Here is a 26,299-nt window from a genome sequence, read left to right on the forward strand (position 1 = left end):
TCGGCGGAAGCCGCCTTCGGTGTTGATGATCTGCCCGGTGACGTGCATGCCAGAATGAAGCGTATTCAGTTGAAGTAACGGACTTTTTTTTGGGGGGGGGTCCGTGAATACCGTCGTTCTCGCCGCCCAAGACATCGTCGGCGACGTGCTCGCACAGCAGGGTCCCGAACTCGAACCGCCTCCCGACTCGGCACGGTTTCTACAGCTGACGCGTTATCTGATCTGGCTGACGATCCTGTTGGTACCGGTGGTCATCGGTGGAGTTGTCGCACTGATCCTGGTGCTTCGCCCGAGGGTTCGTCGATCACGGCCGAGAAACCAGAGGCCCACCACGTTGCCTCCGCAGCGTCGCGCCGCCGGACCACCGCCCGTGCCGGACTCCGAACTGCCGGGTGCCGACGGCTGGGATCCACCGGATCCGTCGGTGTGGGGACGTCCCGGGCAACACTGAGCCGGGGGAGTCGGCCGCACCGGTCGGGTGCCGCAGATCCGCCGTGCGGTTGCCCGTAGGCGCGAGTTCGAACCGCACATCCGTCGCCCACACCCGGCGGTACCAACACGTCGGTTTTATCGCCGGTTCGCGCTGTTCGGCCCGCTGCGGCGGTTACGGTGAGTGCACGTCCACACTGAACCCAGGTCAGGAGTCGTCGTGCCGAAGTTGGAGATCAAGAGTAAGTCCGAACTCTCCCGCAAAGAGGTCTCCGAGCGACTCATCGCGATCGGACATGCCCTCGCGAGTGGCTCGGAGGTGGAAATGGGGTCGGGTGGCGATTCGATCGAAATCGTCGTCGGCGACCACGTCGAATGGGAACTCGAGATCGAAGTCGACGGCGACAAGACGGAAATCGAGATCGAGATCAGTTGGCGCGATAATCCGTCCGGCGAATCCGGGGGCGACCTGGATGCGGTGCCCGCGGTACCGCGTAAGGCCGCTCGGCGGGCCCGGGCACGTAAGGCCACGGCCAAGTGATTCGCGCGCTTTGTGTCCACGGTTGAGATATGGGTATCAGCCACGGGCAGATCACTGACTACCTCACTCGCTACGCAGACACCCTGACCGCACTGGACGCCGAGGCCGCGGCCTAGCTGTGGTCGATCCCGTGGGTCGGTGGGTCGGCCGAGGGTGAGCGGTAAGTTGACATAATGTAGATTATCGGCGTTAAAATCCGCCTCATTTATGCCACATGGAAATAGTCTGAAGTCAGTTGTCCGTTCCGGAAAAAGTTGGTAGTGATCCGGGAAGAGTTGGCAGTGTCCGGATGTGTGGTGTTTTCCGATAAAAGGTGGTTGTTGGTCGACTGTTTCTGTTGATCTTCGTATATTTATGCAGTTTTCGTTGTGTCACAGTGACGTAAGTTGCTTGTGTGGCTGATGACTCGATGAATAACCATCCAGCCACTCAGTTTCGTCACGGTGACGATTCGGTGCCGCCGATGCGGTTTCGAGCCCGGCGGGCCCGGTGTGATTTCTGTCAGCGCGGATCTTGAAATGGTCGTCGGCGATCCGAGTTGCGCGATCGTGGCCACTCTCATTCGGCGAATCGAGCCATCTTTGCCTGTGCGCTCGAGTCGATCCGAGCCCCCTCCCCCCTGCTTCGATCTGCACGTAGAATTACGTCACTGTGACGAATTAATGGGTGTAGAGAGTGGTCTGCACTTTCACGGTGGACCGCGCCGACACGTTGTCTGATCATTCGCGGCGCCTCCACACACCGCGCGATTCGACGCCGATCTCGGACGACTCGCCCACCGACCAGGTCTGTGTACTGTTGAGTAGGTGGGGATTTCGCTGTTCGGCACGGACCGTCCACCCCCGATCCGGCCTTGCTGCGCAGTTGGAACCTTTCCTATCTCGCGGGTCACGCGCCGATCATTCGCCACACACTTCCCGAGGGGCGGGTCGACCTCGGGGGTGTCGTGTGGCGCTATACGCGCCAACTGCAACTGTTTCCCTGGCTGGGCATCGCGTCGATCAACTATCGACTGTCCTCCGACGAGGCGGTGGCCGACCTGCTGAGGGTCTACGACGACATCATCGATTGGAAGAATCGGGACTACATCCCATATCTGGACAGAATGGGCGCACTCGGCGCGAGCTTGAGCAACCAGGTGGCGATCGCTCCCGAATCGGAGTTGGATCTGCACGCGGGCATCATCATTCGGCTACGCGAGGCGGTCGCTCGGTTCGTCGAGCCGCGCCCGTTCCTCTACGCGTTCCACGACTACCGGATCTGCTGGATCGGTGACCGGCAGGACCTCGCGGATTCGACCGCGCGCCAACTGCTCTGGCTGTCGAGCACCGGCGACACCACCGACGACGCCGAGTCCACATTCTTCCGCGCGGGCACCGTCGAAGTCGCCAGCTCGGGATGGTCGACGGTGATCCGTGGGCTGACCAGGGCCTCCGATATCGACACGGCGTCCGTTCTCGGGTTGCTGAATCTCATTCACACGCACTGGTGTGTCTGCCAGATGTGGATCAACGCCCACGAGGTCACCACCTCGCAACTGCGTGCGGGGTGGCGACACGCCGATGCACACGTACTGTCGGCCAGCCAACTGGCACTGGCGGCCGCGTATCTGGCGGAGACCCGCAACCTCAACGTCATGCTCAAAGACCCCGAGATGCTGCGCGTGGCAGAGGATCTCGAAGCCCACTTCGAAGTCAGCAAGCATCACGACACCGCACAGGCCCGGCTGCGCGCCCTGGAAAGCCACACTCGCCAGCTCGGCGACTACCGCAGCGAGGTCGAACTACGCCGGTTCCAGGGTCTGTTCGCGATCTCGGCCGCCGCGAGCGTCGCCGCGCTGGTGCCCGCGCTCGCGCAAATCGGCTTCTCCACAACACATATCATCACCACCGTCGTGCCCCTGGCTGGAATCTGGGCACTGTTCGCCGTCGACTACTCCCCGCTCCGTCGGTCCATAGCGCGGGAGTATCGCCGCCTGTCCGGTCGTGAACACTGAGACGACGCACGTCTAGATCCGCGCCACACGGCCGAGGGAACGGTCGAAGACGGTGAGCAGCAGGTAGAGGATGCTCGCGCCGAACATGACCCACGCGAGTTCGCGCAGTCCCGCGGTGTCGGCGTGTTCAGCGAAGGAGGCGGCGGTCGCGGAGGAGGCCACCATCGACCCGAGGTCCGCGACGGCGATCACCGGCAGGTATCAGGCGCGCAGGTGCAGGTTCATCAGGAACAGCAGCAACGCGACGAGACTCTACGGGGGATCCGGGGTCGACCGTTTGTGCACCACTCGAATCTGAACTATTGTGCGGACAGTTGTCCGAACTGTTTCGTGGTCGGTGACGGTTCGACTCCGTGCTGTCTCGACGGCCGGATCGGCACGAACGATCACGTCGGAGGGTGAGGTTGTTCATGAGCGAGTCTCCGCACGGCGTATTCGTCGCAGAGGGTGAGAGTTGTGTTCCCACCCCGCTTGCCCGCGGCCCCTGGGGAGACTTCATCAGCGGACAGTATGTGGGCGGGTTACTGAGCAGGGCGATCGAACGGTGCGTGAACGACACCGAGTTGCATCCGACCAGGGTGACGGTCGACCTGTCGGGTCGAGCCCTGCTCGCACCGGTCACCGTGAAGACCACGATCCGTCGCCGAGGCAGACGTATCTGCGTGGTCGACGCCGCGATGGTTCAAGACGGCACCGAGGTCGCCCACGCGCGTGCGGTCTACCTGCGGCGCGGCGAGCAGTCACCCAACCAGGTCTGGACGTCGCCGATACAGATGCCGCCGCCACCGGAGATTCCGACGGCTCCGCCCGCCGGTTCGGCGAGCCACGGCCTCATCTACAGCGCCGACGACCCCGGCGTGCCGGGCGTGGATCTGGGGTCGTGGGAGAGCGCGAGCCAGAAGTTCATCTGGCTCACCTACCTCACTCCCCTGGTCAGCGGCGAGAAGTTGACGCCGCTGACGCGTGCGGTCATGGTGGCCGATTCCGCCAGTGCCGTCGCGAATTACGGTGCGAGCGGGTTGCATTTCATCAACGCCGACTACACGCTGACGCTGTCTCGACTACCCGAAGGTGCCTCGGTGGGCATGGCGGGGCTGACGCACAACAGCGAAGCCGGGATCGCCACGGCTTCGGTCGCCCTGTTCGACAGGCGCGGCCCGATCGGCACCGCCGTGACGGTCGGCATCGCCAACGGCGGCTTTCGTCCGACCGGCGCGCGCGGTGCCGCCACGTCGACCTGATCTCGGTCAGCGGCATTGAAGCCGTCCGATCACTCGAACGGTTCTTCGCCTTCGAGTTTGGTGCGGTGCAGCAGTCGCCCGGAGTCCGGGTTGTAGGGCGTGGCCCGGTGCATGGTTCCGGTGTTGTCCCAGATCACCAGGTCGCCGACAGACCAGCTGTGGCGGTAGACGAACTGCGGTTGGGTGGCCCAGTCGCGCAGGCGCACCAGCAGGTCCACGCTCTCGCGGAATTCCGTGTCGATGACGTGGCGTGCGGTGCATCCGAGGACAAGCGATTTGCGTCCGGACTGATGTGTCCACACCAGCGGCAGCTCGCGGTCGCCGATGGCCATCATCCGGCGCAGGGTCCGGTAGTCGGGTTCGGGGTCGTAGTAGAACAGGGTGTTCCAGGCCGAGTGCATGACCCGCAACTGCTCGAGACGTTCCTTGTCCTCCTCGGACAGGTCGTCATAGGCGGCGTAGGTGTTGCAGAACTCGGTGTCGCCGCCGCCGTCGGCGGGCAGGACTTTCGACGAGAGCAGCGAGGCCCGGATCGGGACCTCGTTCATGGTGCCGTCGATATGCCAGTACAGCGAACCCTTGAGGTAGTCGGCCTGTTTGTTGACCGCGGTGTCGAGGGTGACGTTGTAGACCTCCTCGCCGCTGCGTTCGGGGGCGAATGTGCCCAACGTCTTGGTGAACGCGATGTGCTCGCTGTCGGTGAATCCGATCTGCGGGAACACCAGCACTCCTCGTTGTTCGAGGAGGTCGCGTAGCTCGGCGGCGTGGACGCCGCTCAGCAGCGCTGTCTTGTCGGAGTGGATCGCGGTGGCGATACGCGGGGTCAGGTCCACCGTCTTCAATGTGTCGGTCGCGTCCGAAACGGATTGTGGCGCTGGGGATTGGGGCATGAAGATCTCCTTCGCGGGGCGTCGCGACGATGCGACCGCGATCAGCGTCGGTGTCGCCGCACCGATAACTATACATAGGTGTCTAGTTATTTCGACATCTCGGCACGGTCGGCGCCCGCGACGTCGTAGAGTCGTGAGGTGGTGCGAAACCGTCCGGTGGGAGTGGAGCGACGAGGCGGCCGTCCGACGCACGCCGAAGCCGCGGCGCTTCATCAGCGACTGCGCGACGCGGCGGTCCGGACATTTCTCGAGAACGGCTACGACGCGACCACCATGGTGGCGATCGCGGAAGCCGCCGGGACCGCGAAGGCCACCCTCTACGCACGCTATCCCGACAAACGGGCGGTCTTCCTCGATGTCATCCCCTGGGCGTTGAGCCGGGCCGTGCCGCCCGATCCCGCCCCCACCGATGACGACGACCTGCGCGGCACCCTGATAGCGATCGGTCGCGGAGCGCTCGACCACGCGCTTGATCCCGATATCGTGCAACTGCACAAGATCGCCAGGACCGAAGCGCACCGATTCCCCGAATTCGCGCTCGCCGCCGACTCGTTCGGCTGGTCGCGCCGCCAACAGCAGGTGATGGACGTGCTGCGCCACCATGTCGAGGCGGGGGTCCTCGATCTCGACGACATCGAGTTGGCGGCCGAACACTTCATCGCGGTGGTGGAGATCCTGCCCGCGCGATTGGCCGACTTCGGCGTGTACCGCAGTCCCGTGGAACGACAGCGTCACCTGGTGCACGCGGTCGATCTGTTCCTGCGGGGCGCGCGGACGCGTTAGACCGCGGAACGGCCCGCCAGCCGTTGGACGGCGTCCTCCATGTGTTCGACCAGCAGCGCCCGCGCCCGCTGCGGTGGTCCGGCGGCGACCGCCGCGCGCAGGTCGACGTGTTCGCGGGCCTGATCGCGCAGATCAGGGTAGGTGGTCTGGAGGGCGCCAAGACACATCCGGGTCTCGATCAGCAGGGTTCGCGCGGCGCGGACCAGGCGCGGGCTGCCCGCGCATTCCACCAGCGCCTCGTGGAATGCCTGGTCGGCGTCGGAGACTCCCACGGGGTCGCCGCGTTCGGCGGCCGCGCACATCGACTCGACGCTCGGGCCCAGTGCCGCCTCGGCGCGGTCGCGGTAACTGGTCAGGATGAGTTCCAGCGCGCCGCCTTCGATGGCGGTTCTGGCTCGGTAGATGTCGATCACGTCGTCGATGGTGAGTTCGATGACGAAGATGCCGCGATTGCGGATGCTGTAGAGCAGGCCTTCGGAGACCAGACGCTGCATCGCTTCGCGGATGGGGCCTCGTGACACCTCGAATCGTGCGGCCAGGTCGGCCTCGCCGAGTTGGGATCCGGGCGCGAGGCTGCCGCGCATGATGGCCTCGCGCAGCCGGTCGGCGATCATCTCCGCGGTGGAGCGTTTGTTGACCGGTTCGAAATCAACGATCGACATGGGGTCTTCCTTCGGCGAAGAGGGTGCCCAGTGCCGGGCAGGTCGGGGTGAGACCGGCCAGCCGCAGTCCCGCCCAGATGGTGACCTGATTCGCGGTGAGTACCGTTTTGCCCAGGGCCGCTTCGAGTTCGGGCAGTACCGCGAGGGTGTGCATGGCGGTGTCGGGGACGAGTATCGCCTGGGCGTCGGGATGATCGTTGGACTCGGCCAGTTTCCTGACCTCGTCGGCGGTCATGGTGCCGACTTCGGCGGCGGTGTCGATCCCGGCACTGGACAGGGAGACGACCTCCACGCCGGCGTCGGCGAGGAATTCGACGAACAGTTCGGCGACGTCGTCGGGGTAGCTCGCGGCCACCGCGACGGCGCGCACGCCGAGGTGTCGGGCGGCGTCGGCGAAGGCGAGGCTGGTGCTGGTCGCGGGTACTCCCGCGGCTCGGGCGAGTGCCTCGACCTGGTCGCGGGCCCCGCGTGGGCCGTAGACGAAACTGCCCGACGTGCACGCCCACACGACCGCGGCGGGGCGGTGCGGGGCGAGCAGGTCGGCGCCGTGGCGCAGTTTGTCGGGGCTGCCGAGGTCGAGCAGTTCGGGGACGGCGTGCAGATCCGTGCCGTAGATGTGCGCGACCGGCAATTCCACGTCGAGCCCCGCCGCGCCCAATGCCGTTGCCGCCAAGGGATAGTCGTCCTCGGCGGCGTGGTCGGGGTAGATGAAGCCGATGGTGGGTGCGCGCATGGGTCGGTTCCGTTCAGAAGACGTTGTGTAGCCACTTTCCCGGACCCATCATCGGAAGTTTCATCCGGCCCAGACAAGCCCACATGGTGAGCTGGTTGGCGGTGAGTACGGGTTTGCCCAGTGCTTGTTCGAGCGGCTCGATGACATCGTAGGTAGGCAGGTTGGTACAGCTGACGAACACGGCCTGGGACCGGGGATCGTCGGCGCCGATGATTCGTTCGGCGATGGTGCGGTAGTTGACCTTCCAGATGCCGCCGCCCAATCCGAGGTGGTCGGAGCGGATGACCGCGCAGTCGGCCTGGCCGAGGAAGTCGTGCAGTTTGCGGGTGAGGACCTCGTCGTAGGGGGTGATCACCGAGATCCTGCGGATGTCGAGATGACGGATGGCCTCGATGAGCGCGCCGGATGTGGTGACGGCGTCGCGGGCGCCCGCCGCGCAGATGGTGTCGCGCAGTGACCGCTCGTGCTCGAGGCCGTTGATGAAACTGCCCGAGGTGCACAGGTAGGCGATGACCTCCGGTTCCACGTGCATGATGTCGCGGGTCGCGGCGGTCAGGTGCAGCGGGTTGGAGACCAGTTCGGCCATCGCGAGGGATACCGGCACCGGTTCGTAGGGTGTGCGAGCCAGATGCAGACTCACTTCCAGGGGTGCCCACCGCCAGAGTTCGCGTTCGAGCGCGAGGTCGAACGGAGCGATGATCCCGATGCCGCGTTGGGCTACGGGTCCCTCTATCTCTGGGAAGCTGAGTTCCACTACGGCCCCTCTCGCGCTCAGCCGGGCAGACCTCCGAACACGATCGGATTGTTGACAATCATACGATGGGTTTTTAGTGTGTCAATGTGGAACAGGGTCCGATTATCACCGTCCTGCACGGCGACAGCCTGCCCGACGAAAATCTCATGGCCCCCGTCCGTGAGCGTGCCGCCGTCCGCTACACCGACGCATCGGGCCTGAGTACGGCACTGCGCGGCACCGAGGTCCTGTTCGTCTACGACTTCCTCACCCGAGCGCTGCCCGGAGCGTGGCACGCGGCCGACGCGCTGCGCTGGATCCACATGGGATCTACCGGGGTGGATCCGGTGATGTTCCCCGAGGTGCGCTCGAGCGATGTCGTCGTCACCAATACGCGTGGGCTGTTCGACTCCGCCATCGCCGAATACGTACTGGGACAGATCCTTTCCTTCGCCAAGGATCTGCCGGGTTCGCTGCGACTGCAACAGCGCGGCGTGTGGCGCCATCGCGAGTCCGAACGGATCTCGGGCGCGACCGTGCTGGTCGTGGGCACCGGGCCGATCGGGCGGGCGATCGCGCGCTTGTTGCGCGCGGCGGGGATGACGGTGCGGGCCGTGGGCCGTCGCGCCCGCGCCGAGGATCCGGATTTCGGGACCGTCGGCGTCGACCTGTACGCCGAACTCCCCGGTGCGGACTACGTCGTCGCCATCGCGCCGCTGACCCCGCAAACCCGGAACATGTTCGACGCGAGAGCTTTCGCCGCGATGAAACCACACGCCAGGTTTGTGAACGTGGGCCGTGGGGAACTCGTTGTCACCGACGATCTCGTCGCCGCGCTGCGCGACGGATCGATCGCCGGTGCGGCCCTGGACGTGGTGGATCCCGAGCCGCTGCCGGCTCGGCACCCGCTGTGGCAGCTGCCCAATGTGATGATCACCCCGCACAATTCGGGCGACTTCATGGGCTGGCGCGGCGGAGTCGTCACCGCGTTCGTCGAGAACTTCGAGAACTGGATCGCCGACCGGCCGCTGGACAACGTCGTCGACAAGGAGCTGGGGTATGTGCCCGGCTGAAGGAGCCCACGCCATGAGCAACCCCCGGAACACTCCGCCTACCGATCCGGTCGCCATGACAGCCGTCGAACTGGTCTCGGCCTACGCCGCCGGAGTCCTGTCCCCCGTCGAGGTGACCGAGGCCGTGTTGGCAACGATCACCGCGCGTGACGAGGCCGTGAACGCCTTCTGCCTGGTCGACCCCGATCGTGCCCTGGTGCAGGCCAAGGATTCCGAGGCGCGCTGGCAGTCCGGCCACGTGCGCGGCCTGCTCGACGGCGTGCCGATCTCGATCAAGGACATCTTCCTCACCGAGGGCTGGCCGACCAGGCGCGGATCGACCTCGATCGATCCGAGCGGGCCCTGGACCGAGGACAGTCCGGTCGCGGCGCGGCTGCGCGCGGACGGGATGGTCTTCCTCGGCAAGACCACGACCCCCGAAATCGCCTGGAAGGCGGTCACCGACAGCCCGTTGACCGGCATCACCCGCAATCCGGCCGATCCCACGACCACCGCGGGCGGCTCCTCGGGCGGCAGCGCGGCGGCGGTGGCGGCGGGAATGGGACCGGTGTCGGTCGGCACCGACGGCGGCGGCAGCATCCGTATTCCGGCGTCGTTCTGCGGGATCGTCGGATTCAAGCCGACCCACGGGCGGATCCCGCTGTATCCGGCCAGTCCGTTCGGACCACTCGCGCACGCGGGCCCGATGACCCGAACCGTCGAGGACGCCGCACTGCTGATGGATATCCTGTCGCTACCCGATCCGCGCGACCCGACCGCGCTCGCGCCGATGATCACCACCTTCCGCGGGCAGATGACGCGTGACGTGCGCGGCCTGACCGTCGCCTATTCGCCGACACTGGGTTACGCCGAGGTCGACTCCGAGGTCGCCGGACTCGTCGACGCGGCCGTGCGGCGTCTCGCCGAGGCCGAATTGCGGGTCATCGACACCGATCCCGGCTTCGCCGATCCACGCGAGGCGTTCGAGGCGCTGTGGGCGGCCGGGGCGGCGACCATGCTGGCGAAACTGCCCGAGGGTTCCCGTGAGCGGGTGGATCCGGCGCTGCGGACGGTGTGGGAGCGCGGTGACGGTGTCGGCGCGGTCGAGTACCTCGAGGCCCGCGACGTCGCGGCGCGTGTCGGCGTCAGGATGGGTGAGTTCCACACCGCCTACGACGTGCTGATCACGCCGACGATGCCGATCACGGCGTTCGAGGCGGGCCACGACGTGCCCCCGGGCAGCGGTATGGACAGCTGGGCGCAGTGGACCCCGTTCACCTACCCGTTCAACATGACCCAGCAGCCCGCGATCAGCATTCCGGTGGGCACCACCGCGGCGGGTCTGCCGGTGGGGTTGCAGATCGTTGGTCCACGTCATTCCGACGATCTGGTCCTCGCCGTGGCCCGCTACGCCGAACTCGTGCTGTCCGCCTGACCCGGTCGAGCGCGAAATACCCCCTGCGACAACCGATCGTCGCAGGGGGTATTTCGTTCATCTGTCAGGCGCGGGCGAACGCCAGGGTCTCGCCGTGCACGCCGTGCAGCCACAGCTTGTTGCAGGCGGCGGCGATATCGGTGAGGCCGTCCTCGATGGTCGCGAAGACATTGCCGGGCACCCAGCCCATGTCACCGTTGATCAGCAGATTGTTGCGGCCGTAGAAGATCGCGAGATCGGTCGCGCCGAGTTCGTGATGGGCCGCCGAACCGGGGTCGTAACCGTAGGCGGGATTGCCGATCTCCCACGGTTCGAAATCGAACAGGCAGACATCGCCGGGGATCGGGGTGACGGTCGGGTTCTCGCGGTGCGGGGCCGCGCCGATCCTGGGAACCAGCGTGTACACCTCGTTGCGGGCGTATTTGGCGTGGAAGGCGTCGCCCTCGTGGGGCAGTGAGTTCCACACCGCCTCGCAGGTGCCGGGCGCGTCCTGGTCCAGCAGGCGCGCGCGGCAGCTCACTCCGGATTTGGTCAGTGTGATGGTGATGTAGCGGGCCATGGATCCTGCTTTCGGGTCGGTGCTCGCGGTCACAGCTCGGCGAGAACTTCGGACCAGATGGCGAGCGCGTCGTCGATCTGGTCGTCGGTCACGATGAGCGGCGGGATCATGCGCACGACGTTGCTGTACGCGCCGCAGGTGAGCAGCAGCAGTCCCTTGTCCACCGCGCGCCGTTGCGCCGCGGCGGCAGTTTCGGGATCGGGTTCGCCGGTGGCCGTGGTGAATTCGGCTCCGACGAGCAATCCGAGGCCGCGCACGTCGCCGATCGCCTTGCCTGCACTGTCGCGCAGGCCGCTGAGCAGTCGGGCGCCGCGGGCGGCGGCGTTGTCGACCAGGTGTTCGGACTCGATGACCTCGAGCGTGGCGATCGCGGCGGCGCAGGCCACGGCGTTGCCGCCGTAGGTCCCGCCCTGGGAACCCGGCCACGCCCGCCCCATGAGTTCGCGCGAGGCCGCGATTCCCGAGAGCGGGAATCCGCTGGCCAGGCCCTTGGCGATGGTGATCACGTCGGGGCGTGCGCCGAAGTGCTGGTGGCCGAAGAACTTTCCGGTGCGCCCGAAGCCGGTCTGGATCTCGTCGAAGATCACCAGGATGCCGTGCCGGTCGGCGCGTTCGCGCAGGCCCTGGAAGAACGTGGCGTTGCCGGGGATGTAGCCGCCCTCGCCCAGCATCGGTTCCACCACGAACGCGGCGGTCTCCGCGGGTGAGGTGAGGGTGGCCAGCAGGTAGTCCAGTTCGCGCAGTGCGAAGTCGGTGGCCTCGGCTTCGCTCCAGCCATAGCGGAAGGCCGTGGGGAACGGGGCCACGTGCACACCGGACATCAGCGGGCTGAATCCGGCCGAGAAGCGGGTGCCCGAAGTGGTCATGGTCGCCGCCGCGACGGTGCGGCCGTGGAATCCGCCGTGGAACACCACGATATTCGGGCGTCCGGTGGCCTGGCGGGCCAGGCGCAGTGCCGCTTCCACCGCCTCGCTGCCGGAATTGGCGTAGAAGACCGAGTCCAGGCCCTCGGGCAGGACGGTGCCGAGCCGTTCGGTGAGTTCGAGCAGCGGTTGGTGCATGACCGTGGTGTATTGGCCGTGGATCAGTTTCGCCACCTGCGCCTGGGCCGCGGCGACCACGTGGGGGTGACAGTGGCCGGTGCTGGTGACGCCGATACCCGCGGTGAAGTCGAGGTAGCGCGTGCCGTCGGTGCTGTAGAGGTAGCAGCCCGCGCCGTGGTCGACGACCACGGGGGTGGCTTGTTTGAGTACTGGCGACAGTTCGGTCATGGTGATCGCCCTCCCGGAGTGGGGGTGGTCCGTGAACGTCGACGGGCCGGTCTATTGTCGGATTGTTGACAATATGCATAACATGGCAGCAGGGTCCGCAGCAATGGTCCACGGCTGCGGCAGGGATGGAAGGACCGTTGTCGATGCTTGCCGAAACAACGCTGACCGGCGCGGAACGACGCGCCGTCGCGAGCGTGCCCACCGGTCTGTATATCGATGGCCGGTGGCGCGACACCTCCGCGACGCTGCCCGTCATCGATCCGGCCACCGGCGCGGTGCTGTGCGAGGTCGCCGACGCCTCACCCACCGACGGACTCGACGCGCTCACCGCCGCGTCGCGGGCGCAACCCGGCTGGGCCGCCACTCCCCCCAGGGAACGCAGCGATCTGCTCATGCGCGCGCACCGTGCGTTGCTCGACGACACCGAACGCCTCGCCCTCGTGATGACCATGGAGATGGGTAAACCACTGGCCGAGGCACGCGGCGAGATCGCCTACGCGGCCGAGTTCTTCCGCTGGTTCGCCGAGGAAGCGGTACGCCTGGACGGCGGATACCTGCCCGCCCCCGGTGGCGGCTCGCGTTTCGTGGTCACCAGGCAGCCCGTCGGGCCCAGCCTGCTCATCACGCCATGGAACTTCCCGATGGCCATGGGCACCCGCAAGATCGGCCCCGCGCTGGCGGCGGGCTGCACCTGCGTGGTGAAACCCGCCGAGCAGACACCGCTGTCGATGCTGGCGCTGGCCGAGATCCTCGACCGGGTCGGTGTGCCCGCCGGAGTGGTCAACGTGCTCACCACCTCCGATCCCGGCCCGGTGATGACACCGCTGATCCTCGACGGCCGCTCACGCAAACTGTCCTTCACCGGTTCGACCGAAGTGGGCAAGCGCCTGCTCGAACAGTGCGCGCGCACGGTGATGCGCACCTCGATGGAACTCGGCGGCAACGCCCCCCTCATCGTGTTCGACGACGCCGATCTCGACGAGGCGATCGAAGGCGCGCTCGCGGCGAAGATGCGCAACACCGGACAGGCCTGCACCGCGGCGAACCGCGTCTACGCGCAGCGCGGCATCGCCGACGAATTCGCCGCACGGCTGGCGACCAGACTGTCGGCCATGCCGATCGGGCGCGGCACCGACGCGGGAGTCCTCGTCGGTCCGCTGATCGACGGCGACGCGGTCGCCAAGGTCGAACGACTCGTCGCCGACGCTGTCGGACGCGGCGCGACCGTCCTCGTCGGAGGCGCGCGCACCGACGGCCCCGGACATTTCTATCCCCCGACCGTGCTGACCGGCGTGCCCGAGGACGCCGAACTCTTCCACACCGAGATCTTCGGCCCGGTCGCGGCGATCACCACCTTCGACTCCGAATCCGAGGTCGTGGACCGGGCCAACGACACACCCTACGGATTGGTGAGCTACGTGTTCACCCAGGACCTGCGCCGCGGATTGCGGGTCTGTGAGGCCCTCGACACCGGAATGGTCGGCCTCAATCAGGGGGTGGTGTCGAATCCGGCCGCGCCGTTCGGCGGGGTGAAGGAATCCGGACTCGGCCGCGAGGGCGGCCTCACCGGTATCGATGAATTCCTCGAAACCAAATACATCGGAGTGCGACTGTGAGCAATCGGCGAATCGCGACCATCCCCGGCGACGGGATCGGCGTGGACGTGACCACCGCGGCGGTCGAGGTCATCGACGCGGCGGTACCGGGAATCGAATGGACCGAATTCGACTGGTCGTGTGAGAACTATCTGCGCACCGGCGCGATGATGCCCGCCGACGGGCCCCGACAGCTGGCCGGATTCGACGCGATCTTCCTCGGCGCGGTCGGATTCCCCGGTGTGCCCGACCATATTTCGCTGTGGGGGCTGCTGATTCCGCTGCGCCGCGCGTTCGGGCAGTACGTCAACCTGCGCCCGGTCCGACTGCTGCCGGGCACCGCATCGGCGTTACGTGACCGCACGGCCGACGATCTCGACATCCTGATCGTGCGGGAGAACTCCGAAGGCGAATACTCCGAGATCGGCGGCACCCACAATCCGGGCAGGCCCGACGAATTCGTCCTCCAGGAATCGGTGTTCACCAGGGTCGGATGCGAACGGATCATGCGGTACGCGTTCGAACGGGCCACCGAACGCGGCGGCCGACTCTGCTCGGCCACCAAATCGAACGGACTGATCCATTCGATGCCGTACTGGGATGACATCTTCGACCGGATCGCGACCGAATACCCCGGCGTGGCGACCCGGCGCATGCACGTCGACGCGCTGGCGGCCGAAATCGTGCTGCACCCGGATCGCCTCGATGTGATCGTCGGCTCGAACCTGTTCGGCGACATCCTCTCCGACCTCGCGGCCGCGGTCACCGGCGGGCTCGGCCTGGCCCCTTCGGGCAATATCAATCCCGATCGCAGCGTGCCGTCGATGTTCGAGGCGGTACACGGCAGCGCCCCCGATATCGCCGGACAGGGCATCGCGAACCCGGTCGCCCAGATCCTGGCCGGGGCCATGATGCTCGAACACCTCGGTGAACACGCCGCGGCGGCCGCCGCGGACCGCGCGGTCTGCGAGATCCTCGCCGAAGGGCGTATCCGCACACCCGACCTCGGCGGCACCTCGACCACCGAGGAACTGGGCACGGCCATCGCCGAGCGGGCCGCCGAACTGGCGCGCGTGGCAACGCCGTAGGACCGGTCGGGCATACGGCGAGAACATGGTTATCTGGAATGGTGGATCCCACGGCGGTGAGGGCGGCCGCGCCGCGGATGGTTCGTCCGATCTCCGACCGGTGGGGTCACCGAGTACCGATGTCGACGGAGGCACCGCCGCGGCGGGCGGCTGGTATCACCACCCCGAGGCCGGGCGCTACGTGCTCGGACCGAGCACCTGAGCATCCGCGCCGCCACGGTCCGGGCATCCGGGCCGCGAACAGAATTTCGGTAAGGAGTCGAGTTGAGCACCAAAGTCATGCAGGGCGTCCGGGTACTCGAAGTCGCCCAGTTCACCTTCGTCCCCGCGGCGGGCGCGATCCTGGCCGACTGGGGCGCCGACGTCATCAAGATCGAGCACCCCGTCCGCGGCGACACCCAACGCGGCTTCCTCAACATGGGCGGACTCGCACTCGACCCGGACCGTCACCCCCTCATCGAGCACCCCAACCGCGGCAAACGCAGCGTCGGCATCGACGTCTCCGCACCCGAGGGGCGCGAGGTGCTCTACGAGATCGCGAGAACCGCCGATGTGTTCCTCACCAACTACCTTCCGGCGCAACGGCAGAAGAACAAATTCGATATCGAACACATCCGCGCGGTCAACCCGGACATCATCTACGCCCGTGGCAGCGCCTACGGCGACAAGGGCGACGAACGCGACACCGGCGGATTCGACGGCACCGCCTTCTGGACCCGCAGCGGCGTCGGACACGCGCTGACCCCCGAAGAACTCGGCGGCGCGCTCAGCCAGGGCATCCCCGCGTTCGGTGACTCGATCGGCGGAATGAATATCGCGGGCGGAATCTCGGCGGCGCTGTTCCATCGGCAACGCACCGGCGAGGCGATCGAGATCGACGTCTCGCTGCTGAGCACCGCGTGGTGGGCGGCGGGCGCCAGCGTCACCCAGGGGATGGAAAGCGGCGTCACCATGCGGTCGGCGATGCCGAATTCCACCGGGGGATCGGTCAATCCGCTCCTCGGCAACTACACGACCTCCGACGGGGGCACCATCAACCTGTGCATCGTCAGCCCCACCGGCTACATCCGTGACGCCTTCGAACACCTCGGCCTGCCCGAGGCCGCGCGGGATCCACGCTTCGGCGAGGTCGCGGCCCTGTTCGAGAACGCCGACGCCGCCGTCGCCCTGATCGGCGCCGCCATCGCGGACAAGTCCTTCGACTACTGGCGCGAACACCTCAAGACCATGAAAGGCCAGTGGGCGCCGTTCGCGAGCCTGGTCGACCTGGGCACCGACGAACAGGCCATCGCCAACGACATGATCGCCGAGGTGCCCGCCGCCGACGGCGGCGCACCGTTCAAGGTGGTCCGCGGACCGGTCCAGTTCAACCACGAACCCCTCGAGACCACCCGCGCCCCCCAAGCCTCCGAACACACCGAGACAGTGCTCATGGAACTCGGAATCGGTTGGGAGCGTATCGAAGCGCTCAAGAACTCCGGCGCGATCGCCTGACACCCCCGACGCGGTCGGCGCGGAGGTGCGAAAGCGTGGCGCGGTGGCTCAAATGTCGTGCGGGGCCTGCCACAGGCCGACGATCGCCGCGATCAACCCGGACGCGGCGGCTTCCCACGTGGGGCGCGTCACCTGCTCGCCGTCGGCCAGCGCGCGTTCGCGTTCGGCGCACATGTGCACGATGAGCAGGCGGGAGATATCGCCGCGTTCCCGATGTACTTCGTGGGGCAGGTCGGGCAGGCATCGGTCGAATCCCTCGACGATGCGTGCCACCGATCCGGACGCGCGTATCTCCTCCCCGATCACCTCCCGGTACAGCGGGTCGGAGGTCACCTGGGCGGTGAACCACGCGTACCAGGTCGGCGATTTCAGCCGTGCGAGATGTTCGGTCGTCGGGCACACCAGGCACGCCACCCACTCGCGCAGATCGATGGAATCGGCTGCTGCGGCGACCATCCGGGAGCGGCGGCGCTCGATCGGCTCACCGTGCCCGCGCGCGATCGCGCGGACGAGGTCGATCTTGGCCCCGAAGTGGTACCCCACCGCGCCGGTGTTGCCCTGTCCGGCGGCTTCACCGATCTGACGGTGCGACACCGGCGCGATCCCGTTCTCGGCGAACAGGCGTTCGGCCGCGACCAGGATCGCCTCGCGGGTGGCGTCGACCCGCTTCGCTGCACGCCTATTTCGTCCATCCCGGCGACAACCATCAGACGCTCGACCTGACGGTCGACGCCGTGCGCGACGGTCGGTCGATGGCTACCCGGCAGGTCTCGGTATCGCAGTCGGGCCGACCGCTGCTGGTCGCGATGACCTCCTTCGGCACCGTGTCGACCACCCCGCACTCGACCGCGCCCGCTCCCACCGTCCCCGCGCCCGAAGAGCTTCCCCTGCTCCAGGATTTGGCACGCGGTGCCCCGCCCGACGCGGCGCCGAACGCCCTCGGATGGGTGCACACCCCTCCCCCACTCGAGATCCGGATCGGCGAGGCTCCCTATTTCCTCGGCGGAGCCCGCGCCCACGGCCCCCGGTCGCATTGGATGCGTCTGCCGCGATCGGTGGGTGAGGACCCGGTCCTGCACACCGCCCTGCTGGCGTACGCGACGGACTACTTCCTGCTCGACATGGCCTTGCGTTCCTACCCACTGCCGGTACCGCTGACCTCGCTGGTCGCCGTCAGCCTCGATCACGCGGTGTGGCTGCACCGGCCCGTCCGATTCGATCGCTGGCACGTGCACACCCAGGATCTGGTGACCGTCTCCGGGGAACGCGCGCTGATCCGGGGCACGATCCACGACGAGGACGGCCACCACGTGGCGAGTACGACCCAGGAGGCGCTCATCCGCGTGCCCGGGCCGGAGAGCCGACGAGGACCGCCGTCCCGCACCCGCCGTTCGACCCGACGGGCCCCGGCCGCGGGCCGCGGGTGTTCCAGATCGGCTATGTCGTCGAGGATCTGTTCGCCGCGGCGGCGAAATGGGCGCGGGTCTGCGAGGTCGGGCCGTTCCACATCATGCCCCGCGTGCAGGCCGACTGCGCCTATCGCGGCGGGTCGGGGACACTCGACATCCGCATCGGCATCGCCCAGGCGGGCCCCGTGCAGATCGAGTTGATCCAGCCGTATTCCGGTAGGCCCAGCGTCTTTCGTGATCTGAGCCAACGGTACGGCCGGCCGGAATCGGGGGTGCACCACCTTGCGACGCTGACCGCGCGGTACGAGGACACGAAGGCGCGCTACGACGGATTCGGCTACGAACTGGCGTGCGAGATCGACACCGCGCGACAACGCGTCGCCTTCTACGACACCGTCGCGGACTTCGGCTACTTCACCGAGGTCGTCGAGGAGAAGCCGAGTTTCCTGGCGAACCTGGAGAAGATCTCGAATACGTGCGCGAACTGGGACGGCAGCGATCCGATCCGGATACTGACCCGCGAGGGCTACACCACACCACCCGAAGACGGCGAGTGACTGTCCACCGTCTACTACCGGGCGTAGTGTCGAAATGACAGAGTCCGGGAGCGGGCCCGGGCGGTGACAGTGGGAGACGCTCATGCGGGCACTGACACGGATGCGGCACACGCTGGCGGCGTTGGGCAATGCCAAACGCCATCGCTCGGATCTGGGCGGATGGTTGATCCGGCGGCCACAACTGCTGGTCGCGACCGGGGTGTACGAGTCGATGCTGTTGCTGTCGAACCGGCTCGATCCCCGGCTGAAGGATTTGGCGGAGTTGAAGGCCGCCGGAATGGTCAATTGTGAATTCTGTCTGGATATCGGGTCGGCGCTCGCGCGTTCGGGCGGACTGACCGAACAGCAGATCGTCGATCTGCCGCGCTACCGGACCAGCGCGGCGTACACCGACGTGGAGAAATCGGTGCTGGCCTTCGCCGAGGCGATGTCCGCGACACCCGCGGTCGATCTGGACGATCTGCGCGCGGACCTGCTGCGGCACCTGTCCAAGGCCCAGTTGACCGAATTGGCGACGGCCGTCGCGTGGGAGAACCAGCGGGCACGCCTCAATCAGGGGCTCGGTGTTCGGCCCACCGGAATATCGGAGGGCGCGGCCTGCGCGATGCCGGAACGCCGAGACGACGAATCGCCCCGATATTCGTCACGGTGACAATCGTCGGTGGCCTCAGGGGATCCGGCGGAAGGATCGGCGGGGAGAACACTTCCTCGCGCGGGATCGGACCGGTGTATCGACGGCGCGCGGGAATTTGTCCCGGCTGGTGTGGGTGGCGCCGGATCCGGCGTTGAAGACCTCGATCATGACGGCCGGGTCCAGGCCCGCTTTGACACCCCCCGCCGGATCGCCAGTCCGTCGTCATACCTCGCCTGATCCATCGCTGTCCTTCGCTCTCGGGTGGGTGATCGCCGGGATCACGCCCATGGTTCCTCTCCGGCGATGGTGGTGCGCTGCATGGTGCGTTCGGAGGCCGGGTCGTACGGCAGCGCGCGATGCAGCATGCCGGTGTTGTCCCAGACCACGACGTCACCGACCTGCCAGTCGTGGGTGTAGCAGAACCGTTCCTGGGTCGACCAGGCCAGCAGTTCGTCCAGCAGCGCGCGGCTGCTCTCGGGATCGATGCCGACGATGTGGTCCGCGGTCGCGCCGATGGCCAGCGAGTGTCGCCCGTCGCGACGTTTCCACACCAGCGAGGTCTCGTGCGTCGGCACCGAGCGCAGACCCGCGAGCTGTCGTTCGGTGGGTTCGGGATTGACCAGTCGTTGCGCCGCCTCGAAGCCGTGCACCACGCGCAGGCCCTCGTAGCGAGCGAGACGGTGAAGATCTCCTTGCCGCCGGGGGCGAGCACCGTGCCCAGCGCGCGGCTGAACGCCAGTCGCGCGTCGCCGTCGACGTGCAGGCCGCGAATCAGCAGCACGCCACGCCATTTCAGCGCCTCGAGGCATCGGGTGACCACCGTGGGCTCGAGCAGATCGTCGACACCGACGACCTCGACCCCCAGGCCGGGGGACAGTGCGATGGTGGCGGCGGCCACGGCCGCGTCGACCCGTTCGGGACCGCACCGGGCGACCGGCCCGAGCGACCGGCCGGTCGAGGGATCGATGTTGTCGTAGGTGTCGGGCACGGGGAAGTCCTGCCCGTTCAGGTATGCAGGATGTGTCTGCACCACGGTGTTCTCCTCACCCGCCACGGTATTTGTGTGGCCAATAAGCGAAACATACGGCTCTGCCGTCACGGCGGAGTTCGAGCCGGTGAGCGCGCCACAATATGCGCCCGGTCGGGCCATCGGTCAAGACGGCGAGGGCGGGGATGCGCCGATGGACAATTGGCCGTACATTATCGGCGTTCGGTATCGGTGGAAAGGAAACCTGTGACCGCATCGGCCCGCCCTCCCCTGGAGGGCATCACCGTGGTGAGCCTGGAACAGGCGGTGGCCGCCCCCTTCGCGACCCGTCAACTCGCCGACCTCGGCGCCCGCGTCATCAAGATCGAACGCCCGGAAGTCGGAGATTTCGCCCGCCGCTACGACGAGAGCGTGCTCGGCCAATCCAGCTACTTCGTCTGGCTCAACCGCTCCAAGGAATCCCTGACGCTGGACCTGAAATCCGATCGCGGCCGCGAGATCCTCGAACGCCTGGTCGCGGGCGCCGACGTGCTCGTGCAGAACCTCGGTCCCGGCGCGACGGCCCGGCTCGGGCTCGACGCCGACTCGCTCGCCCAGCGCTACCCGGACCTGATCGTCTGCGATATCTCCGGATACGGAAGCGGCGGATCCTCGGCCGACCGCAAAGCCTACGACCTGCTCGTACAGGCCGAAACCGGACTGCTGTCGCTGACCGGCCCACCCGAGACACCGGCCAAGGTCGGCATCTCCGTCGCCGATATCGCCGCCGGAATGTACGCCTACTCGGGAATCCTCACCGCCCTGCTGCACCGCCTGCGCACCGGCGTCGCCACACCGGTGCGGGTCTCCCTGTTCGACGCGCTGACCGAATGGATGGGCTCACCGCTGTACTACACCGACAACAGCGGAAACCAGCCCGCCCGCTTCGGTGCCGAACACGCGACGGTCGCGCCCTACGGACCCTTCGACACCGCCGACGGCACCGTCCTGCTCGCCATCCAGAACGAACGCGAATGGGCCGCATTCTGCACCGAAGTGCTCGAGGATCCCGCCCTGGCCACCGACGCGCGTTTCGCGACCAATTCCGCGCGCGTGGCCCACCGCGCCGAATGCAACGCGCTGATCACCGCCCGACTCTCGACACTGACCACCGCGCAGACCTATGCCCTGCTCGACCGGACCGGCGTGGCCAACGCGCGGATGAATTCCGTGGCCGAATTCCTCGAACACCCCGCCCTGGTCGAACGCGACCGCTGGCGCGAGGTCCAGACCCCGGCCGGACCGATCCGCGCACCGCTGCCGCCCGCGATCCTGGGCGATGTGCCCGCGGTGATGGGACCGATTCCCGATGTCGGCGCGCACACCGGCGACATCCTGGCCGAACTCGGCTACACCGACGCCGATATCGCGCGACTGCGCGCGGACCGAACCATCTGACCCATCCGAACGGAGATCACGACGATGACCGCACTCACCGACGAGGAACTGTTCCTCGTCACCACCGTCCGCCAGTTCGTCGACCGCGAGGTCAAACCCGTCGTCGCCGAACTCGAACGCGCCAACCAATACCCCGAGGCGCTGATCGAGCACATGAAGCAGATCGGCATCTACGGGCTGGCGATTCCCGAGGAATACGGCGGGGCCTCGGTGTCGATGCCGTGCTACGTGCACGTCACCGAGGAATTGGCGCGCGGCTGGATGAGCTTGGCCGGCGCGATGGGCGGGCACACGGTGGTCGCGAAACTATTGCTGGCCTTCGGCACCGAGGAACAGAAGCGCCGCTACCTGCCGCGCATGGCGACCGGGGAGATCCGCGCCACCATGGCGTTGACCGAACCGTCGGGCGGATCGGATCTACAGGCCATGTCCACCGTCGCGCGCCGCGACGGTGACCGGTACGTCGTCAACGGATCCAAGACCTGGATCAGCAACGCCCGCCGCTCCGGGCTGATCGCCCTGCTGTGCAAGACCGACCCGGCCGCGGTCCCCCGGCACACCGGCATGTCGATCCTGCTCGTCGAACACGGGCCCGGCCTCACCGTCTCCCGCGACCTGCCCAAACTCGGCTACAAGGGGGTCGAGAGCTGCGAGTTGTCGTTCCAGGACTACCGCATCGGCCTCGACAGCGTGCTCGGCGGCGAGGAAGGCCGCGGCTTCGCCCAGATGATGAAGGGACTCGAAACCGGCCGCATCCAGGTCGCCGCCCGCGCGCTCGGCGTGGCCCGCGCGGCCCTGGAGGATTCGCTCGAATACGCCCGGGGGCGTGAGAGTTTCGGTGTGCCGATCTGGAAACATCAGGCCGTCGGCAGTCAACTCGCCGATATGGCGACCAAACTCGCGGCCGCCAGGCAGTTGACCCTCGCCGCCGCCGACCGATTCGACGCCGGGCAGCGCTGCGACATGGAAGCGGGAATGGCCAAACTGTTCGCCTCCGAAGCGGCCATGGAGATCGCCCTGTCCGCCATCCGAATCCACGGCGGTCACGGCTATTCCACCGAATTCTCCGTCGAGCGGTACTTCCGTGACGCGCCGCTGATGATCGTCGGAGAAGGCACCAACGAGATCCAACGCAATGTCATCGCCGCGCAACTCGTCGAACGCGGCGTCGAACCGATCCAACGGGTGCGCCCCGCAGGATGATCCACGCCGAAACGACGCCGAACCCGCTGGTAGGATGGCCGCCACCATGACCGTGAAGCGCAGCGACACCGCGCCGGCCTACCAGCTCGTGGCCAGTGAGCTACGCACCCGGATCAGCGCGGGCGAATTCCCCGACGGCGTCCGCCTGCCCACCGAAGCCGAACTGGCCCAGCAGTACCGGCTCAGCAGGCAGACGATCCGGCGGGCCTTCGTCGACCTCGTCGCCGAAGGCATCGTCTACCGGGTGCCCGGCCGTGGCAGCTTCGCCGCCGCCGACAGCGGCCGCTACCTGCGCAGGCTCGGCTCCATCGAAGATCTGATGAGCCTGTCGCTGGACACGGTCATGCAGATCGTCACCCCCATGCGGCGCCGGGTCGACATCGACGCGGCGAGCAGACTGCGACTGGACTCCGACATCCAGTACTCACTGACCTTCCGACGCCTGCACGACGACATCCCCTTCGTCCTCACCTCCCTGCACCTGACACCCCACAGCGCCAAACTGCTCGCCGACGTCGCGGAACTCCAGGCGGGCGCGGTGAGCACCGCCACCGTCATCGGCCTGCTCGACCCACGCCTGGCCAGCCCGATCGCCGAAGCCGAACAGTCCATCACCGTCGCCCCGGCAGGCGCCGAGGTCGCCAACGCGCTCAGCTGCCCCGTCGGACATCCCATGCTGCGCGTCGACCGCCTCTACTCCAACGATCTGGGCGAACCGGTCGAACTGTCGATCAGCCACTTCCTGCCCGAGCACTACACGTATCGCGTGACCCTGGGGCGCGACAACCGCTGAGGCCGATGCGCGGCGCTGACGGCAATGGCGCCGTAATCGCTATGTGAGGCAAGCACTTCCCCGTGTCGACAGGGGGCCAGGACAGTGTGGTCGGCGGTCCTGGGACCTGCGCGGTGTTTGCCGGGAGGCGTATGGGAGGTTGCCGCCGATTGTTTCGGACAGCAGGGCTCGATGTCGATGAGTATGATTCGAACCTGGCAGACCGAAACATACTGCGGTCGAGTCGTTATCGCTAGACCGGTCGGATTCGTCGGGAGTGGGCGTCGAATCCGACCGTAGTGGCATGAGCAGGGGAGTTCGGAATGTGTGCAGAAGATCCGGGTCGCAGCACTGTGCGCGCCCTACGCGCGTCGTCGCAGCAAGATACTGCCCGATCGCGGTGAGTATCGCAACTGCAGTGCGCGGCAGACCTGTTCGTCGCCCCGTGTTCGCCGGGTCACGATCTCCTCGACAGGATCCTTCCGGCCATCCCGGCAAGGCCTCGTAGCGAGAATCCTCGCCGCAAGACTGTCTCGACGGCGGTGAGAGCCCGGCTTCGCCCGAGTGTTTTGCCGCAGAGAGGTGGGTGATGATCCCGCGACACCGGACCATCGCTACTCCCCGTTCGGGGGACTGAATATCCTCCCCCGCACCGGTTCTGCGCTTCTATCGACTTTCTCGCAAGCTTTCGCCGTTCGGCGGCGGGCCGCTGCGGCGCGAATCCCGTGCGGCGATTCGGCGACCCCGCAAACAATTCAACGAAAGCCGAAACCTGTTCTCACAGTTGCGTTTTCATTCGTGCTTGCTACCATCTGAAAGGTGCATGTCTTTGCCTGGCATATCCGGGGCAAAGCTTCTTTCGGGGGTCGACCTTGCTGCCGTAGAGGATTCGGCAATGAGTAGAAGGCGGAATGATGGATTCGCACGAGAACGCGAGTAATCTCGCGGAAATGCTGTTCGGCGACAGACGTACCGTGGCCCAGCAATACAACAAGATGTTCACCGAGGCGGATTTCGACCAGGATTGGTGGGCCGCCACGCAGAATCCGGGAAAGCGGGCATACGAACGCTACCTGGGGATGCTGCCCCGCTTGGCGCCCACCGAGAGCATCTCCGATCTGCGTGATCTGGTGACGTTGCACGAGCAGGCCACCGTCGTCGATCCACATCTGGGGGCCCTGCTCACGGTGCAGGTCAACCTCGTTCTCGGCACGTTGCTCGAGCAACACTCCAACACCGGCGACGTGGCCGAGGCTCTGGCAGCGCTACTGGAAGGCCGCGCCGTCGGCGCCTATGTCCTGACCGAGGTCGGCCACGGCAGCGACCTCAACAACCTGGAGACGACCGCCGTCTTCGACCCGGCCGACGGTGGCGGGTTCATCCTGCACACACCGACCGATACGGCGATCAAGTTCATGCCGACGACGGCCCCGCCGCCGGTGGACGGAGTCGCACGATTCGGAGTGGTCTTCGCCCGGCTGATCCTGGAGGGAGTCGACCACGGCACCTATCCGTTCCTGGTGTGGCTGGCCGATTCGGACGGAACGGTTCGTCCGGGTATCACCATTCGGCCACTGCCCGAGAAACCCGGCCTCGGAATGGACAACTCGCTGACCCGTTTCGATCACGTGCGCCTGTCACGCGAAAGCCTGCTGTCGCACACCGGAACACATATCGACGAGAACAACCGATTGGTCTCGCCGATCCCCGGTGACAACCAGGTCTGGCGTGCCATCAGCCGAGTGCGGGTCGGTCGACTATGCATTTCGGCCATGGCCGCCGCGGTTTCCCGGGCCGCCCTCGCCACCGCCGTACGCCACGCCACTCAGCGAGATATCGCGAGCATGGTCGGCACCCGGATATCGCTGGCACAGGTTCCGGCCCATCGATCGCCCCTGTTGGATGCCGTCGCCGACACCTATGTCGCGACCACCGCGGTCGAACTCGCCGTCGACGCGTTCGCCGAAGCCGGCGACGCCCAGCTCGACGAACAAGCACCGGAGCTCACCGATCTCGTGTCGTTGACGAAGTACGTCGCGACCTCCACCGCCTTGCGGGTGTGCAGCGAGGTGCGAGACAGGCTCGGGGCCCAGGGCGTGTTCGCGCACAACAAGATCGTGGAGTTCCGCGCCCTTCGTGATGCCGCCGCCACCGCTGAAGGCGACAGCTACGTCATCGCGCTGCTCGCCGCCTACCGGCGCCTGTCGCTGCCCGACGAATGGAAACCGGGCTCGTGGGACGACTCCGAGCCCTGTGATATCGATTCCGCCGAGCGCTGGCTGGATTGGCTGGATGCGCGCGCGACCTATCTGCACCACAAAACGTCGCAGACCTTCCTCGCCGCCACCGGCGATCGGCAGGAACGCTGGGACAGCGTCTACGACCTGGCTCTGGCCGCAGCCGAAGCGCACACCACGCATCGGGCGGCGCGCGCGCTGGCCGCGCGAGCGGCCCTGCTGCCCGTCGGCTCCCGACAGATCGTCGAGGATCTGATCACGCTCTTCGCTGTTCGCCAATTCCAGGCTCATGGCGCGGACCTGTTCCCCGATGGTCCGATTCCCCGGACGTCACGCTCGTTGCGCGACATCCGCAGCACGCTGCACGACCGACTGGCTCCTCATCTCGCCGAACTCGTCGCCGCGTTCGAACTCGATGCCGGATCCCTGCGGACCGCGTTCGACAGCGATACCTACGTCACGCAGTGCGCGAATGCGCTGAGTTCGGTGGCCTGACCACGGATCCGGGCCGTTCACCTGGTGGCGGTGTCACTCGCCACCAGGGACGGTACGCGAACGTT

The 26,299-nt window shown here is 66.9% G+C and carries 25 protein-coding genes and 3 pseudogenes; 18 read left to right on the plus strand and 10 right to left on the minus strand.

Annotated elements, in window-relative coordinates; genetic code table 11:
• Positions 1–103: 103 nt before the first annotated feature.
• From OG225_RS14790 to OG225_RS14800, 3 genes are all read left to right on the plus strand, one after another.
• Entirely contained in the window at positions 104–451 is a 348-nt protein-coding gene (locus OG225_RS14790) for a hypothetical protein (protein WP_405182180.1), read from the plus strand.
• Positions 452–649: 198 nt separating this feature from the next.
• The gene (locus OG225_RS14795) at positions 650–970 is read left to right on the plus strand and encodes an amphi-Trp domain-containing protein (RefSeq protein WP_405182181.1); all 321 of its coding nucleotides are present in this window, start codon (positions 650–652) and stop codon (positions 968–970) included.
• Positions 971–1,823: 853 nt separating this feature from the next.
• A complete protein-coding gene (locus OG225_RS14800; RefSeq protein WP_405182182.1) occupies positions 1,824–2,966 on the plus strand; it encodes a hypothetical protein in 1,143 nt (380 codons plus the stop codon).
• A gap of 12 nt (positions 2,967–2,978) precedes the next feature.
• Here OG225_RS14800 and OG225_RS14805 read toward each other — a convergent pair whose 3' ends face one another.
• Positions 2,979–3,158 carry a hypothetical protein gene (locus OG225_RS14805; protein WP_405182183.1) on the minus strand — a complete coding sequence of 60 codons (180 nt, stop codon included), beginning with the start codon at positions 3,156–3,158 and terminating at the stop codon, positions 2,979–2,981.
• 218 nt (positions 3,159–3,376) lie between these two features.
• Between OG225_RS14805 and OG225_RS14810 the strand changes: the two genes are divergently transcribed.
• Positions 3,377–4,207, plus strand: a complete 831-nt coding sequence (locus OG225_RS14810) for an acyl-CoA thioesterase domain-containing protein (RefSeq protein ID WP_405182184.1) — start codon at positions 3,377–3,379, stop codon at positions 4,205–4,207.
• 29 nt (positions 4,208–4,236) lie between these two features.
• On the opposite strand, the gene OG225_RS14815 is transcribed toward OG225_RS14810, so the two are convergent.
• Positions 4,237–5,097, minus strand: coding sequence for a TauD/TfdA dioxygenase family protein (locus tag OG225_RS14815; RefSeq protein ID WP_405182185.1), 861 nt, complete (start codon positions 5,095–5,097; stop codon positions 4,237–4,239).
• A gap of 138 nt (positions 5,098–5,235) precedes the next feature.
• Between OG225_RS14815 and OG225_RS14820 the strand changes: the two genes are divergently transcribed.
• Positions 5,236–5,880, plus strand: a complete 645-nt coding sequence (locus tag OG225_RS14820; RefSeq protein ID WP_405182186.1) for a TetR/AcrR family transcriptional regulator — start codon at positions 5,236–5,238, stop codon at positions 5,878–5,880.
• On the opposite strand, the gene OG225_RS14825 is transcribed toward OG225_RS14820, so the two are convergent.
• Genes OG225_RS14825 through OG225_RS14835 form a run of 3 tightly spaced genes read right to left on the minus strand, consistent with a single transcriptional unit; the run spans position 5,877 to position 8,029 of the window.
• Positions 5,877–6,542 (minus strand): GntR family transcriptional regulator, encoded by a 666-nt coding sequence (locus tag OG225_RS14825; RefSeq protein ID WP_405182187.1) that lies wholly within the window; start codon positions 6,540–6,542, stop codon positions 5,877–5,879. The genes OG225_RS14820 and OG225_RS14825 overlap by 4 nt on opposite strands.
• Positions 6,529–7,275 (minus strand): maleate cis-trans isomerase, encoded by a 747-nt coding sequence (locus OG225_RS14830; protein ID WP_405182188.1) that lies wholly within the window; start codon positions 7,273–7,275, stop codon positions 6,529–6,531. The genes OG225_RS14825 and OG225_RS14830 overlap by 14 nt, the downstream gene beginning before the upstream one ends.
• A 13-nt stretch (positions 7,276–7,288) precedes the next feature.
• Positions 7,289–8,029, minus strand: coding sequence for an Asp/Glu/hydantoin racemase (locus OG225_RS14835; RefSeq protein WP_405182189.1), 741 nt, complete (start codon positions 8,027–8,029; stop codon positions 7,289–7,291).
• Between the two features lie 146 nt (positions 8,030–8,175).
• Between OG225_RS14835 and OG225_RS14840 the strand changes: the two genes are divergently transcribed.
• Together OG225_RS14840 and OG225_RS14845 are read left to right on the plus strand one after the other, a co-directional pair.
• Positions 8,176–9,081: a D-2-hydroxyacid dehydrogenase gene (locus OG225_RS14840; RefSeq protein WP_405183273.1), complete on the plus strand. Its 906-nt coding sequence runs from the start codon at positions 8,176–8,178 to the stop codon at positions 9,079–9,081.
• Positions 9,082–9,094: 13 nt separating this feature from the next.
• On the plus strand, positions 9,095–10,495 hold the full coding sequence (locus tag OG225_RS14845; protein ID WP_405182190.1) for an amidase: 1,401 nt from the start codon (positions 9,095–9,097) through the stop codon (positions 10,493–10,495).
• Positions 10,496–10,559: 64 nt separating this feature from the next.
• Here OG225_RS14845 and OG225_RS14850 read toward each other — a convergent pair whose 3' ends face one another.
• Positions 10,560–11,054, minus strand: a complete 495-nt coding sequence (locus OG225_RS14850; RefSeq protein WP_405183274.1) for a DUF3830 family protein — start codon at positions 11,052–11,054, stop codon at positions 10,560–10,562.
• A gap of 29 nt (positions 11,055–11,083) precedes the next feature.
• A complete protein-coding gene (locus tag OG225_RS14855) occupies positions 11,084–12,325 on the minus strand; it encodes an aspartate aminotransferase family protein (protein ID WP_405182191.1) in 1,242 nt (413 codons plus the stop codon).
• Positions 12,326–12,468: 143 nt separating this feature from the next.
• On the opposite strand from OG225_RS14855, the gene OG225_RS14860 reads away from it, so the two are divergent.
• From OG225_RS14860 to OG225_RS14875, 4 genes are all read left to right on the plus strand, one after another.
• Complete coding sequence (locus OG225_RS14860) at positions 12,469–13,941, plus strand: NAD-dependent succinate-semialdehyde dehydrogenase (protein WP_405182192.1); 1,473 nt, start codon at positions 12,469–12,471, stop codon at positions 13,939–13,941.
• Positions 13,938–15,008, plus strand: a complete 1,071-nt coding sequence (locus OG225_RS14865; RefSeq protein ID WP_405182193.1) for a tartrate dehydrogenase — start codon at positions 13,938–13,940, stop codon at positions 15,006–15,008. The genes OG225_RS14860 and OG225_RS14865 overlap by 4 nt, the downstream gene beginning before the upstream one ends.
• A gap of 25 nt (positions 15,009–15,033) precedes the next feature.
• Entirely contained in the window at positions 15,034–15,210 is a 177-nt protein-coding gene (locus OG225_RS14870) for a hypothetical protein (RefSeq protein WP_405182194.1), read from the plus strand.
• A 77-nt stretch (positions 15,211–15,287) separates the two neighbouring features.
• Complete coding sequence (locus OG225_RS14875) at positions 15,288–16,502, plus strand: CaiB/BaiF CoA transferase family protein (protein ID WP_405183275.1); 1,215 nt, start codon at positions 15,288–15,290, stop codon at positions 16,500–16,502.
• A gap of 48 nt (positions 16,503–16,550) precedes the next feature.
• On the opposite strand, the gene OG225_RS14880 is transcribed toward OG225_RS14875, so the two are convergent.
• On the minus strand, positions 16,551–17,144 hold the full coding sequence (locus tag OG225_RS14880) for a TetR/AcrR family transcriptional regulator (RefSeq protein WP_405183276.1): 594 nt from the start codon (positions 17,142–17,144) through the stop codon (positions 16,551–16,553).
• 29 nt (positions 17,145–17,173) lie between these two features.
• Between OG225_RS14880 and OG225_RS14885 the strand changes: the two are divergent.
• From OG225_RS14885 to OG225_RS14895, 3 genes and pseudogenes are all read left to right on the plus strand, one after another.
• A pseudogene (locus tag OG225_RS14885) lies at positions 17,174–17,830 on the plus strand (acyl-CoA thioesterase); the annotation flags it as partial.
• A gap of 95 nt (positions 17,831–17,925) precedes the next feature.
• The gene (locus tag OG225_RS14890) at positions 17,926–18,468 is read left to right on the plus strand and encodes a VOC family protein (protein WP_405182195.1); all 543 of its coding nucleotides are present in this window, start codon (positions 17,926–17,928) and stop codon (positions 18,466–18,468) included.
• An 82-nt stretch (positions 18,469–18,550) separates the two neighbouring features.
• Complete coding sequence (locus OG225_RS14895) at positions 18,551–19,120, plus strand: carboxymuconolactone decarboxylase family protein (protein ID WP_405182196.1); 570 nt, start codon at positions 18,551–18,553, stop codon at positions 19,118–19,120.
• 81 nt (positions 19,121–19,201) lie between these two features.
• Here OG225_RS14895 and OG225_RS14900 read toward each other — a convergent pair.
• Positions 19,202–19,300 (minus strand): annotated as a pseudogene (locus OG225_RS14900) (NAD(P)-dependent oxidoreductase); the annotation flags it as partial.
• A gap of 80 nt (positions 19,301–19,380) precedes the next feature.
• Positions 19,381–20,000: pseudogene (locus tag OG225_RS14905) on the minus strand (TauD/TfdA dioxygenase family protein).
• A 336-nt stretch (positions 20,001–20,336) separates the two neighbouring features.
• On the opposite strand from OG225_RS14905, the gene OG225_RS14910 reads away from it, so the two are divergent.
• The 4 genes from OG225_RS14910 (at position 20,337) to OG225_RS14925 (ending at position 26,234) form a co-directional block, all read left to right on the plus strand.
• Positions 20,337–21,527 carry a CaiB/BaiF CoA transferase family protein gene (locus OG225_RS14910; protein ID WP_405182197.1) on the plus strand — a complete coding sequence of 397 codons (1,191 nt, stop codon included), beginning with the start codon at positions 20,337–20,339 and terminating at the stop codon, positions 21,525–21,527.
• 24 nt (positions 21,528–21,551) lie between these two features.
• Positions 21,552–22,730 (plus strand): acyl-CoA dehydrogenase family protein, encoded by a 1,179-nt coding sequence (locus tag OG225_RS14915; protein ID WP_405182198.1) that lies wholly within the window; start codon positions 21,552–21,554, stop codon positions 22,728–22,730.
• Positions 22,731–22,776: 46 nt separating this feature from the next.
• A complete protein-coding gene (locus OG225_RS14920; protein ID WP_405182199.1) occupies positions 22,777–23,523 on the plus strand; it encodes a GntR family transcriptional regulator in 747 nt (248 codons plus the stop codon).
• Between the two features lie 890 nt (positions 23,524–24,413).
• On the plus strand, positions 24,414–26,234 hold the full coding sequence (locus tag OG225_RS14925; protein WP_405182200.1) for an acyl-CoA dehydrogenase family protein: 1,821 nt from the start codon (positions 24,414–24,416) through the stop codon (positions 26,232–26,234).
• The last annotated feature ends 65 nt before the right edge of the window (positions 26,235–26,299 follow it).

It is taken from the genome of Nocardia sp. NBC_01377, from assembly GCF_045040005.1.
GTDB classification, from domain to species: Bacteria; Actinomycetota; Actinomycetes; order Mycobacteriales; family Mycobacteriaceae; genus Nocardia; species Nocardia noduli.